11 protein-coding genes are annotated in these 12,810 nt (G+C 64.2%); 10 read left to right on the top strand and 1 reads right to left on the bottom strand.

What is annotated here, in order from left to right:
• The first annotated feature begins 129 nt into the window (after window positions 1-129).
• The 6 genes from J4G43_RS35550 to J4G43_RS35525 all read left to right on the top strand — a co-directional run bounded on the left by J4G43_RS35550 (window position 130) and on the right by J4G43_RS35525 (window position 5,993).
• On the top strand, window positions 130-1,320 hold the full coding sequence (locus J4G43_RS35550) for an ABC transporter substrate-binding protein (RefSeq protein WP_208087779.1): 1,191 nt from the start codon (window positions 130-132) through the stop codon (window positions 1,318-1,320).
• A gap of 167 nt (window positions 1,321-1,487) precedes the next feature.
• The gene (locus J4G43_RS35545) at window positions 1,488-2,357 is read left to right on the top strand and encodes a branched-chain amino acid ABC transporter permease (protein ID WP_007612509.1); all 870 of its coding nucleotides are present in this window, start codon (window positions 1,488-1,490) and stop codon (window positions 2,355-2,357) included.
• 8 nt (window positions 2,358-2,365) lie between these two features.
• Complete coding sequence (locus J4G43_RS35540; RefSeq protein WP_208087778.1) at window positions 2,366-3,394, top strand: branched-chain amino acid ABC transporter permease; 1,029 nt, start codon at window positions 2,366-2,368, stop codon at window positions 3,392-3,394.
• A complete protein-coding gene (locus tag J4G43_RS35535; protein ID WP_208087777.1) occupies window positions 3,391-4,146 on the top strand; it encodes an ABC transporter ATP-binding protein in 756 nt (251 codons plus the stop codon). The genes J4G43_RS35540 and J4G43_RS35535 overlap by 4 nt, the downstream gene beginning before the upstream one ends.
• On the top strand, window positions 4,139-4,855 hold the full coding sequence (locus J4G43_RS35530) for an ABC transporter ATP-binding protein (RefSeq protein ID WP_166099597.1): 717 nt from the start codon (window positions 4,139-4,141) through the stop codon (window positions 4,853-4,855). Before J4G43_RS35535 ends, J4G43_RS35530 begins: the two co-directional genes overlap by 8 nt.
• Before the next feature lie 19 nt (window positions 4,856-4,874).
• Window positions 4,875-5,993 carry a cobalamin-independent methionine synthase II family protein gene (locus J4G43_RS35525; protein ID WP_208087776.1) on the top strand — a complete coding sequence of 373 codons (1,119 nt, stop codon included), beginning with the start codon at window positions 4,875-4,877 and terminating at the stop codon, window positions 5,991-5,993.
• A 174-nt stretch (window positions 5,994-6,167) separates the two neighbouring features.
• Here the strand turns inward: J4G43_RS35525 and J4G43_RS35520 are convergent, their stop codons facing one another.
• On the bottom strand, window positions 6,168-7,874 hold the full coding sequence (locus J4G43_RS35520; RefSeq protein WP_208087775.1) for a caspase family protein: 1,707 nt from the start codon (window positions 7,872-7,874) through the stop codon (window positions 6,168-6,170).
• Between the two features lie 166 nt (window positions 7,875-8,040).
• Here J4G43_RS35520 and J4G43_RS35515 point away from each other — a divergent pair, with 166 nt between their 5' ends.
• From J4G43_RS35515 to J4G43_RS35500, 4 genes are all read left to right on the top strand, one after another.
• Window positions 8,041-9,396 (top strand): hypothetical protein, encoded by a 1,356-nt coding sequence (locus J4G43_RS35515; RefSeq protein WP_208087774.1) that lies wholly within the window; start codon window positions 8,041-8,043, stop codon window positions 9,394-9,396.
• A gap of 62 nt (window positions 9,397-9,458) precedes the next feature.
• A complete protein-coding gene (gene metK, locus J4G43_RS35510; RefSeq protein ID WP_166099577.1) occupies window positions 9,459-10,655 on the top strand; it encodes a methionine adenosyltransferase in 1,197 nt (398 codons plus the stop codon).
• Window positions 10,656-10,781: 126 nt separating this feature from the next.
• Window positions 10,782-12,203 carry an adenosylhomocysteinase gene (ahcY, locus tag J4G43_RS35505; RefSeq protein ID WP_208087773.1) on the top strand — a complete coding sequence of 474 codons (1,422 nt, stop codon included), beginning with the start codon at window positions 10,782-10,784 and terminating at the stop codon, window positions 12,201-12,203.
• A 163-nt stretch (window positions 12,204-12,366) separates the two neighbouring features.
• Window positions 12,367-12,786, top strand: a complete 420-nt coding sequence (locus J4G43_RS35500; protein ID WP_028151994.1) for a nuclear transport factor 2 family protein — start codon at window positions 12,367-12,369, stop codon at window positions 12,784-12,786.
• Window positions 12,787-12,810: the final 24 nt, after the last annotated feature.

The following is a 12,810-nucleotide window of genomic DNA, read 5'->3' as shown; positions in this document are numbered from 1 at the left end:
CGATTGACAATAAGGGCGCGAAAGACGCCATGTGGCGCGACATCGCGCGTGCGTGAGCTAAGGTTGAGCCAAGGACCGGGCACTCGGTCCGGCGCACAAGAGGTCAGGAATGAAGGGGAGGGACATCTGATGTTCGAACGGAAGACGTTTTCTTACAAGGTCTCTTGGACCGCAGCAGCGGCCGCCATCGCCGGCCTCGCGGCCATCGTGCCGGCCAAGGCCGAGGACACCGTCAAGGTCGGCCTGATCCTGCCGATGACCGGCGGCCAGGCCTCGACCGGCAAGCAGATCGAGAACGCGATCAAGCTCTACATGCAGCAGAAGGGCGACACCGTCGCCGGCAAGAAGATCGAGATCATCCTCAAGGACGACGCCGCGATTCCGGACAAGACCAAGACGGCCGCGCAGGAGCTGATCGTCAACGACAAGGTCAATTTCATCGCCGGCTTCGGCGTGACGCAGGCCGCGCTCGCGGCCGCGCCGCTCGCAACCCAGGCCAAGATCCCGGAAGTCGTGATGGCGGCCGGCACCTCCATCATCACCGAGCGCTCGCCCTACATCGTGCGCACCAGCTTCACGCTGGCGCAGTCGTCGACCATCATCGCCGACTGGGCGGTGAAGAACGGCATCAAGAAGGTGGCGACGCTCACCTCCGACTACGCGCCGGGCAACGACGCGCTGAACTTCTTCAAGCAGAATTTCACCGCCGGCGGCGGTGAGGTGGTCGAAGAGGTGAAGACGCCGCTCGCAAATCCGGATTTCGCGCCGTTCCTCCAGCGCATGAAGGACGCCAAGCCCGACGCGATCTTCGTGTTCGTGCCGGCCGGCCAGGGCGGCAACTTCATGAAGCAGTATGCCGAGCGTGGCCTCGACAAGGCCGGCATCAAGGTGATCGGACCGGGCGACGTCACCGACGACGACCTGCTCAACAACATGGGCGACGCCGTGCTCGGCACGGTCACCGCGCATCTGTATTCCGCGGCGCATCCCTCGCAGATGAACAAGGATTTCGTCGCGGCCTACAAGAAGGCCTTCGGCAACCGCCCGGGCTTCATGGCCGTGAGCGGCTATGACGGCATCCACCTCATCTACGAGGCGCTGAAGAAGACCAACGGCGACACCGATGGCACCAAGCTGGTCGAAGCCATGAAGGGCCAGAAGTGGGAAAGCCCGCGCGGCCCGATCTCGATCGACCCCGAGACCCGCGACATCGTGCAGAACATCTACATCCGCAAAGTCGAGAAGGTCGACGGCGAGCTCTACAATGTCGAGTTCGCGACCTTCGAAGCCGTCAAGGATCTCGGCAAGACCAAGAAGTGACCCGCGAAAGCGGGGCATCCCGGGGCGCGCATTAGCGCGACCCCGGGATCTCGTGAGCTACACTCTGCGTCATGCCCGGGCTTGTCCCGGGCATCCACGCAAAGCCCGGACAAGAACGTGGATGGCCGGGACAAGCCCGGCCATGACGATAACTCCAAGCTGAGACGATGACCTCTATCCTCACCAACCTGTTCGATGGCGTTGCCTACGGCATGCTGCTGTTCGTGCTCGCTTGCGGGCTTGCGGTCACGCTCGGCCTGATGAACTTCGTCAACCTCGCCCACGGCGCCTTCGCCATGGCCGGCGGCTATGTCTGCATGGTCCTGGTCAATCGGATGGGCTGGCCGTTCTTCGCCGCGCTGCCGCTCGCCTTCGTCTCGTCGGCTGCGATCGGCATCGTGCTGGAGCGAACGCTCTACCGCCATCTCTATGCGCGCAGCCATCTCGACCAGGTGCTGTTCACGATCGGTCTCACGTTCATGTCGGTCGCGGCCGTCGACTACATCCAGGGCTCGTCGCGGGTGTTCATCAATTTGCCGGCTGCGCTCCAGGGCCAGTTCGACGTGTTCGGCGTCGGCATCGGCCGCTACCGGTTGATGATCATCGTGATCTGCGGCCTGCTCACCATTGGTCTCCAGATGGTGCTGGCCAAGACCCGGTTCGGCAGCCGGCTGCGCGCCGCGGTCGATGATCCCCGTGCCGCGAGCGGCCTTGGCATCAACGTGCCGCAGGTGTTCGCCTTCACCTTCGCTTTCGGTTGCGGGCTCGCCGGCCTCGGCGGCGCGCTGAGCGCCGAGATCCTCGGCCTCGATCCGTATTTCCCGCTGAAGTTCATGATCTACTTCCTGATCGTCGTCACCGTCGGCGGCTCGTCCTCGATCACCGGGCCGTTCCTGGCCTCGCTCCTGCTCGGCATCGGCGACGTCGCCGGCAAATATTACGTGCCGAAGATGGGCCCCTTCGTGATCTACACCATGATGATCGTGATCCTGATCTGGCGCCCGAACGGCCTGTTCGGCCGCACGGCCGCGCGTTGAGGCCGCCGATGAGCGCTTCCTCCGACGTCGGTTATCACGCCCGGCGCCAGGCACGCTGGCACTATGGCGAAGTCGCCTTCTGGCTGGTCGTGCTGGCCTGCGGCTTCGCATTTCCCACGCGCTATCTGATCATGACCGACATCCTGCGGCTGGCGCTGTTTGCGATGTCGCTGGATCTCATCCTCGGTTATGCCGGCATCGTCTCGCTCGGCCACGCCGCCTTCTTCGGCGTCGGCGCCTACGCCGCGGGGCTTCTCGCCTTGCATGGCATCATCAACGAGCCCGTGCTCGCGCTGATCGTCGCCGGCCTTGCCGCGATGGTGCTGGGTTTCGCCACCAGCTTCCTGGTGATCCGCGGCGTCGATCTGACCCGGCTGATGGTCACGCTCGGCATCGCGCTGCTGCTTGAAGCGCTCGCCGAGCGCTTCTCTAACATCACCGGCGGCACCGACGGCCTTCAGGGCATCGAGATGCAGCCGATCTTCGGCGAGATTGCGTTCGACATGTTCGGCAAGACCGGCTTTTTCTACTCGCTGGCGGTGCTGTTCCTGTTGTTCCTGTTCGCCCGCCGCGTCGTGCATTCGCCGTTCGGCCTGTCGCTGCGCGCGATCAAGAACAATCCGCTGCGCGCCGCCGCCATCGGCATCCCCGTCAACCGCCGCCTGATCGCGATCTACACGCTCGCGGCGTTCTATGCCGGCATCGCGGGCGCGCTGTTCACCCAGACCACGGCGATCGCCTCCCTCGACGTGTTCGCCTTCGAGCGTTCGGCCGATTTGATGCTGGTGCTCGTGATTGGCGGAACCGGATATCTCTATGGCGGGCTGGTCGGTGCGGTGGTGTTCCGTATGCTCCAGGAATTGTTCTCCACCATCACCCCGCAATATTGGCAGTTCTGGATCGGTCTCGTGCTGGTCGTGATCGTGCTCGTCGGCCGCCAGCGCCTGCATCGCTGGATGCTGTACGTGCCGAACCTGGTCATCAAGCAGGTTGCCGGACGCAAGGCCGTCGTTGCCGTGCCGGAGAGCGACGCATGACCATCGCGCTCGAAACCCAAAATCTCGAAAAGCAGTTCGGCGGTCTGCGCGTGACGCGGGACCTGTCGCTCAAGATCGAGCAGGGCGCCCGCCACGCGCTGATCGGCCCGAACGGCGCCGGCAAGACCACTGTGATCAACCAGCTCACCGGCGTGCTCAAGCCGAACTCGGGCCGGATCCTGCTCGAAGGCCAGGACATCACGGATTTTCCGGTGCACAAGCGCGTGCTGCGCGGCCTGTCGCGCACCTTCCAGATCAACCAGCTCTATCCCGACCTGACCCCGCTCGAGACCATCGGCCTCGCCGTCTCCGAGCGCCTCGGCCATGGCGGCGACTGGTGGCGGCGGATGGGCACGCGGGGCGACGTCAACGGCGAGATCGCCGATCTCCTGAGGCGCTTCCATCTGCTCGACGTCATGAACGAAGAGACCGTGACGCTGCCTTACGGCAAGCAACGCCTGCTCGAGATCGCGGTCGCGATCGCCGTCAAGCCGCGCGTGCTGCTGCTCGACGAGCCCGCCGCCGGCGTGCCCGAGAGCGAACGCCACGACATTCTCGCCGTCGTAGGCAGCCTGCCGCGCGACGTCACCGTGCTGCTGATCGAGCACGACATGGACCTCGTCTTTTCCTTCGCCGACCGCATCTCGGTATTGGTCTCGGGCGCGCTGCTCACAGAAGGTCCACCCGACGTGGTCGCGCGCGACCCGCAGGTCAAGGCCGTCTATCTCGGCGAGGAGGCGGTCAATGTCTGACCTGCTCGCGATCGACGCACTTCGCGCCGGCTATGGCGAGGCGGTGGTGCTGCCCAACATGTCCCTGCGCCTCGCCGAGGGGCAGGTGCTTGCGCTGCTGGGCCGCAACGGCACCGGCAAGACCACGCTGATCAACTCCATCGTCGGCGTGACCCGCCGTTTCTCCGGTTCGGTCGCGCTGGCCGGCACCGATGTCACGAGCTTGCGGCCCGATCAGCGGGCGCGGGCCGGCATCGGCTGGGTGCCGCAGGAGCGCAATATCTTCCGCTCGCTGACGGTGGAAGAGAACATGACCGCGGTGGCGCAGCCCGGCCCCTGGACGGTCGAGAGGGTCTACGAGATGTTCCCGCGGCTGAAGGAGCGGCGGAGCAATTTCGGCAACCAGCTCTCCGGCGGCGAGCAGCAGATGCTGGCGATCGGCCGGGCGCTGACCCTCAACCCGAAGGTTCTGCTGCTGGACGAGCCGACCGAGGGCCTCGCCCCCATCATCGTCGAGGAGCTTCTGAAGGCGATCGGCAGCATCACCCGGGCGGGCGGCATCTGCTCGATCATCGTCGAGCAGAACGCGCAAAAGATTCTGGGGCTCGCCGACCGTGTTGTGATATTGGAGCGCGGAACGATCGTCCACGACGCCCCGAGTGCCGCGCTGAAGGCCGACCCGTCGGTCCTCGAACGCCACCTCGGCGTCGCAGGGGCGGCGGCCCACTAAAATATCCCGGGAGTAGAAAATGCAGCGAACCAAAGCCCCCTTCCGCGCCGACGAGGTCGGCAGCCTCTTGCGTCCCGCGAAGATCAAGGAAGCCCGCGCCAGGCTCGAGAAGGGCGAGATCTCGGTCGACGATCTGCGCAAGATCGAGGACATGGAGATCGAGAAGGTCGTGCACAAGCAGGCCTCGATCGGCTTGAAGCTCGCGACCGACGGCGAATTCCGCCGCTCCTGGTGGCATTTCGATTTCCTGGCCAAGCTCACCGGCTGCGAAATGTTTCACCCGGACACGGGCATCCAGTTCGCGGGCGTCGAGACGCGGCATGACGCGGTCCGCGTGATCGGCAAGCTCGATTTCCCCGACGACCATCCGATGCTGGATCACTTCCGCTTCCTGAAGAAGTCCGCCGACCAGGCCCACGTCGCCGCCAAGATGACGATCCCCTCGCCGGCCGTGCTGCACTTCCGCGGCGGCCGCAAGGCGATCTCCAAGGACGTCTATCCCGATCTCGACGCGTTCTACGAAGACCTCGGCAAGACCTACCGCAAGGCCGTGAAGGCGTTTTACGATGCCGGCTGCCGCTATCTTCAGTTCGACGACACCGTGTGGGCGTATCTCTGCTCGCAGGACGAGTTGCAGAAGGCGCGTGAGCGTGGCGACAATCCCGAGGGTCTCCAGCAGATCTATGCGCGCGTCATCAATTACGCGCTGGCCGAGAAGCCGGCCGACATGGTGGTGACGACGCATGTCTGCCGCGGCAATTTCCGCTCGACCTGGATCTCCTCGGGCGGCTACGAGCCCGTGGCCGAGACCATGCTGGCCGGCACCAATTACGATGGCTACTTCCTCGAATACGACTCTGACCGCGCCGGCGGCTTCGAGCCGCTGCGCTTCCTGCCCAAGGGCAACAAGGTCGTCGTGGTCGGCGTCATCACCTCGAAGTTCGGCGAGCTCGAGAAAAAGGATGACATCAAGCGTCGTCTCGAAGAGGCCGCCAAGTTTGCACCGCTGGAGCAGCTCGCGCTGTCCCCGCAATGCGGCTTTGCCTCGACCGAGGAAGGCAACATCCTCTCCGAGGAAGAGCAGTGGGCCAAGCTCGGCCTTGCGGTCGAGATCGCCAAGGAAGTGTGGGGCAACTAAGTTTGCCACATGGCTGCTGTCATTCCCCGCGAAAGCGGGGAATCCAGTACGCCGCGTCTTCTCGGTGAATCACTGGCGTCTCGGATTACTGGATCGCCCGATCAAGTCGGGCGATGACACCGAGTGAGTGGCGGGCAGCGTCACACCCTCGAAAACCAGTGCGCTTACCCGCCCTCACTTCTCCGCCAGATAAACCTCGCCCAGCAGCGACGAGTTCGACCACGGCACCTGCTTGTTCTTCGTGCTCGAGACCACTTCCGCCCGCACGCGCGTCAGCATCTGCTGAACCTCCAGCCCCGGCGTGCCGAGATGGCGGGAGAGGGCGGCGGAGAACGGCGAGTTGGCGCCTTCGCCATCGAGTGCGACCTGGCCCGGCGCGGTGGCGAACGCGATCAGCGTGCCCGCGCCCAGCGTTGCACCGGCGCCCAGGCTTGTTGGCGCTGCGAGGCCCGAAGCGCCCTCGATGCCTCGGTTGGTGCCGGCGGCTGCGACCTGCTGCGCCATCGGATTGTTGCGGCAGGCATCGAAGATCAAAATGTTGGTGCGGACCTGATCGTCGAGGCCGGCCATGATCGTGTCCATGTCAATCATCGCCTCCGTCATGCCCGCGCCCGGCTTGAGGTCGACGTCGACGGGAATGAGATAGTTGCGGCCGTCGACCTGCACGCCGTGGCCGGCATAGTAGACCAACGCGACCTGCGCCCGCGCCGCCTCGCGCAGGAAGTCGCGCCTCACTTTCTGCATCGCTGCGCGGTCGAGATCGATGCCCTCCGACACCGTGAAGCCGATGTCGCGCAGGCTCCTGGCGACGGCACGCGCATCGTTGGCCGGATTGGGCAGCGCCTTGACATGCGCATAGGCGCCGTTGCCGATCACCAGTGCCAGGCGCTTGCCGAGCGTCACCGGGGCAGGCGAGGGCGCAGGCGCCGCGCCCGTTTGATGCGGGGCCGGCTGCGTCGCCGGTGACGGCGGATCGCGCGGGATGGGTGTGAGCGCATCCGTCACCAGCGACAGCCGCACCTTGGCGGTGGCCTGGTTGGCCTTGCTGCCGGCATCGGAAGCCACGATCGCCAGCGTCGCCTTGTAGTCGTCGCGCGCATGGGCGTAGTCGCCCTTCGCCTCATAGGCCAGCGCGCGGTGGATATAGCCTGATATCAGCACGCTGTTCGGCGGCGTCATGATGTTGACGGGCGGTTTCTCTTTCGCAAGCCGGATCGCCTCGCTGCCATCGGCAATGGCGCGATCGAGATCGCCCCGCACGCGCCAGATCGCGGTGCGATTGATCAGCGGCTGCGGCAGTGTCGGGTCGAGCCGGATCGCCTGGTTGATGTCGGCAAGCGCGCCGTCGAGATCGCCGAGCGCCTCCTTCGCAATGCCGCGATTCTGGAACGAGAACGTCGATTTGGGCTGCAGCTTGATCGTGGCATCGTAGTCGGCGATCGCCTTGGCGTAGTCGCCCTTGCCGCGCCAGGCGTTGCCGCGATTGTGGAAGATCGTGCCATCAGGCGGGCCGAGCTTCAGCGCATCGTCGAAATCGGCGATCGCGATGTCGTAGTCTCCCTTGTCGTAATAGGCCGATCCCCTGAGATTGTAGACCGCCTGGCTCGGCTGGAGCCGGATCGCCTCGGTGGTGTCGGCGATGACCTTCGAATAGTCGCCCTTCTTGTTCCAGCCCACCGCGCGCCAGAAATAGATCGTCGCGAGCTGCTCGCCGCGAAACACCTTCAGCGCGACGATCTTGTTGCAGGCGTCGATCATCTGGTCTGGCGGCGTGGTGTCGGTGGTGCAGAGCGGCCCGAGCTGGCTCCGCGCCTGCGCGAAGGCGGGTGCGGCCCACAGGGTTGCTGTGAGCAGGCAGAGCGCGACGAGCAGGCGGCGCATGGCGATGGTCCCTTGAAGGAGAAGCGCTTGTTTGTTGCTCGGCGGTGCGCCGGGGTTCACGCGCTCGTCATTGGACGTGGGGTAAAGCCAAGAGAGGGTATTCCCTCAGTGGGCAGATTTTGCTACGACGCTGGTCCCAACAGTTCTGCCCACCGCTTTCCCACTCATGAAGAACGACGAAATCCTTAGCCAAATCACCGAGTTCTGCCGCAAGGCGGACATGGCGGAATCGACGTTTGGCCGGCGCGCGGTGAACGATGGGAAGCTGGTCCATCGCCTGCGCGAGGGAAAGCGCATCACGATCGACACGCTGGAGCGGATCCAGGCCTATATCGCCGCATCGACGACGGGCGGCCTGCCGCCGCCGCGGGGACTCCAGGTACCCCCGGAAAAACGCGATCCGCGCGGTAATTTCCGTTTCTTCGAGAACCGGCAAAAATACCTGCTGTTCGTCCATACCTGCAGCGAGAAGAGGGTGGTCGCCGAGCGCGTCGCGCTGGAACTCGCCAGCATCCATCCGCGCCCGCCGGCGCTGCGCATCTTCGACGCAGGCGTCGGCGACGGCACGGTGCTGGCCCGGGTGCTGCGCGCAACGCACCAGCGCTACCCGCACATGCCGTTCTACGTGGCCGGCAAGGAGCTCAGTCTCGAGGACCTGCGGCTGACGCTGGAGAGGGTCCCGGACCGCATTTTCGAGCATCCGGCGTCGGTGTTCGTGTTCACCAACATGTTCTACTCCGAGGCGCCTTGGCTCACGCCGGCATCGCCTGCGGCGGCGGCGGCCACCGTCTGGCACGAGGTTCCGTTACGTGGCGCCTCGTCAGGCGAGTTCGAGCAGCAGATCGCCGAGTTGAGGCCGTTCCTGGAGCAGAACTGGCGCGCCGCGATCAGCCCACGCACGGCCATGCCGCTCTACGAGCGGCCCGTCGTCCTGGTGCTCTACCGCGAGGACCACAGGTTCCTGCTGGATTCGACCATTCCGCGGCCGGGCCAGGCCGAGGCCAATTTCGACCTGGTCATTGCATCCCAGCCCTACCGCGCCCTGTCCTCGGTCAATTTCCGGGCAAAGCGGATCATTGCACCGCTGGCGCGGGCGCTTCGGCCGGGCGGGCGGCTGATCGGAATCCACTCCCATGGTCACGATCCCGGCATGGAAATGATCCAGGCGATCTGGCCTGGAGAAAATCCTTTCGCGGTCAGCCGTCATGAGCTATTGCGCGCCGTGAAGTACGAGCTTGGGTCGTTGGGCCGGGACCTAAATTTTAATGCTTATGCGGACAACCGTTCGATCTTCAGGTATGATATGGAAGCGCTGCCCAACGAGGTGACGGGTACCATCGGATCCTCGACGGCCTTTGCAGCGTGGAATGCGGCGGTGTATGTGGCGCAGATCGAGGACGACCGATTGACAGAAATGACTCAAAACGGCCGCACTCTGGATGCCGCCCGGGACGTGCTGCGGAAGTACAACGGGCTCTGGTTTCTCGACGAGTCCTACGTCATCTCGCGACGGCGTGATTGACATAATCCAAGGTTAAACATCGCAAACGCCCGCCATGTTAACGGCGGAACAAGGGGTTACTGATGCGCGCGTCCTATCTCTTCACCAGCGAATCCGTGTCCGAGGGTCATCCCGACAAGGTCTGTGACCGGATCTCCGATGAAATCGTCGATCTGTTCTACCGCGAAGGGCCGAAAGCCGGCATCGATCCGTGGCAGATCCGTGCGGCCTGCGAGACGCTCGCGACCACCAACAAGGTGGTGATCGCCGGCGAGACCCGAGGTCCCGCATCCGTTACCAACGAGCAGATCGAAGGCGTCGTGCGCGCCGCGATCAAGGACATCGGCTACGAGCAGGACGGCTTCCACTGGGAGAAGGCCGACATCGAAATCCTGCTGCATCCGCAGTCGGCCGACATCGCGCAGGGCGTCGATGCGCTGCAGCCGGGCGAGGTCAAGGAAGAGGGCGCAGGCGACCAGGGCATCATGTTCGGTTACGCCACCAACGAGACGCCTGATCTGATGCCGGCGCCGATCTTCTATGCCCACAAGATCCTGCGCCTCATCTCGGAAGCGCGTCACTCCGGCCGCGAGAAGGTGCTGGGTCCGGACTCCAAGAGCCAGGTCACCGTGCAGTACGAGAACGGCAAGCCGGTCGGCGTGCGCGAGATCGTCGTGTCGCACCAGCATCTGGTCGAGGACATCTCGTCGAAGCAGATCCGCGACATCGTCGAGCCCTATGTCCGCGAGGCGCTGCCGAAGGACTGGATCACGCCGAAGACCATCTGGCACATCAATCCGACCGGCAAGTTCTACATCGGCGGTCCGGACGGCGATTCCGGCCTGACCGGCCGCAAGATCATCGTCGACACCTATGGTGGCGCGGCCCCGCATGGCGGCGGTGCGTTCTCCGGCAAGGATCCGACCAAGGTCGACCGTTCGGCGGCTTACGCGGCGCGCTACGTCGCCAAGAACATCGTCGCGGCCGGTCTCGCCGATCGCTGCACCCTCCAGCTCGCCTACGCCATCGGCGTCGCGCGTCCGCTGTCGATCTACATCGACACCCACGGCACCGGTAAGGTGTCGGAGGACCAGCTCGAGATGGCCGCCGCCAAGGCGATGGATCTCACCCCGCGCGGCATCCGCAGCCATCTCGACCTCAACCGCCCGATCTACGCGCGCACCTCGGCCTACGGCCATTTCGGCCGCACGCCCGACAACGAGGGCGGCTTCTCCTGGGAGAAGACCGACCTGGTCGAAGCGCTCAAGCGCGCGCTCTGATCACCAACGTCGTTCCGGGGCGCCGCGACAGCGGCGAACCCGGGATCCTTATCCATAATGTCGAGATTCCGGGTTCGCCTTTCTAAGGCGACCCGGAACGACCAATTCAACAACAGGACCTCCGCTATGAATGCGAAGCCCGGCTTCACCGACTACATCGTCAAGGACATTTCGCTCGCCGACTTCGGCCGCAAGGAACTCTCGCTGGCCGAGACCGAGATGCCCGGCCTGATGGCCACCCGCGAGGAGTTCGGCCCGAAGCAGCCGCTGAAGGGCGCGCGCATCGCCGGCTCGCTGCACATGACGATCCAGACCGGCGTGCTGATCGAGACGCTGGCAGCCCTCGGCGCCGACATTCGCTGGGTCTCCTGCAACATCTATTCGACGCAGGACCACGCCGCGGCTGCGATCGCGGCCGCCGGCATTCCCGTCTTCGCGGTCAAGGGCGAGACGCTCGCCGAATACTGGGACTACACCGCAAAACTGTTCGACTGGCACGGCGACGGTCACCCGAACATGATCCTCGATGACGGCGGCGATGCCACCATGTACGTCCATCTCGGTCTGCGCGCCGAGAACGGCGACACCGCGTTCCTCGACAAGCCCGGCTCCGAGGAAGAGGAAGTCTTCTTCGCGCTCCTGAAGAAGCAGCTCAAGGAGAAGCCGAAGGGCTACTTCGCCGAGATCGCCAAGAGCATCAAGGGCGTTTCCGAAGAGACCACTACGGGCGTGCATCGTCTCTATGACATGCAGAAGGCCGGCACGCTGCTGTGGCCGGCGATCAACGTCAACGACAGCGTCACCAAGTCGAAGTTCGACAACCTCTATGGCTGCCGTGAATCGCTGGTCGACGGCATCCGTCGCGGCACCGACGTGATGATGTCGGGCAAGGTCGCGATGGTCGCGGGCTTCGGCGACGTCGGCAAGGGTTCTGCCGCGTCGCTGCGCCAGGCCGGCTGCCGCGTGATGGTGTCGGAAGTCGATCCGATCTGCGCGCTCCAGGCCGCGATGGAAGGCTACGAGGTCGTGACCATGGAAGACGCCGCGCCCCGCGCCGACATCTTCGTCACCGCGACCGGCAACAAGGACATCATCACGATCGAGCACATGCGCGCGATGAAGGATCGCGCCATCGTCTGCAACATCGGCCACTTCGACAACGAGATCCAGATCGCGGGTCTGCGTAACCTGAAGTGGACCAACATCAAGCCGCAGGTCGACGAGATCGAATTCCCCGACAAGCACCGAATCATCATGCTGTCGGAAGGCCGCCTCGTGAACCTCGGCAACGCGATGGGCCATCCGTCCTTCGTGATGTCGGCCTCCTTCACCAACCAGACGCTGGCGCAGATCGAGCTGTTCGCCAACAACAAGGACGGCAAGTACAAGAAGGAAGTCTACGTGCTGCCGAAGTCGCTGGACGAGAAGGTCGCGCGCCTGCACCTCGCCAAGATCGGCGTCAAGCTCACCGAGCTGCGCAAGGACCAGGCCGACTACATCGGCGTGAAGCAAGAAGGTCCGTACAAGTCGGACCACTACCGCTACTGAGATCGCATCCAGCTGCGACAAGAAGGCCCCGGAGCGATCCGGGGCCTTTTTTTGTAGACTCATTGTGCTACGCTCGGAGGTAGAGCCAAAACAAGCCCGCCACTTCTGAAGCGGGTGGCCGCGTTTCCCACGTTCATTGTCAAATGCATATGGAGGGAATGCGATGTCCAGCGAAGCCAACGTTCAGTTGCTCAAAGAAGCCTATCGTCGGTGGAACGACAGCAAAGGCGGGAGCGTCGACTATTGGTTCGACAGCGTCATCGGCCCGCAGATCAAATTCGACTCGCTTCCGCAGGGGGCTCCGGCGGTGCCCTTTGCCAAGTGTTATGACGACCGCGCGCAGCTGCGTGGCTATTTCGACGGTCTGCTGGCTGACTGGAGCATGCAGCACTACACCATGAATGAATACGTCGCGCAGGGCGACGCTGTTTTCGCGCGCGGCTCATGTGCCTGGACCAACAAAAGGACCGGGAAGATCGCTGAGACCCCGAAGGTCGATTTCTGGCGTTTCAAGGATGGCAAGGCAGTGGAATTCTACGAGTATTTCGACACAGCCCTTGTCTACGGTGCTGCCACCGCCTGACGGTTGCAATTCGGCACGGCGTCG

Origin of the sequence: Bradyrhizobium barranii subsp. barranii (assembly GCF_017565645.3) — a bacterium.
Taxonomy (GTDB): domain Bacteria; phylum Pseudomonadota; class Alphaproteobacteria; order Rhizobiales; family Xanthobacteraceae; genus Bradyrhizobium; species Bradyrhizobium barranii.
Note: the sequence above shows the minus strand (reverse complement) of the source record. Positions and strands in the feature narration are given on the sequence as shown.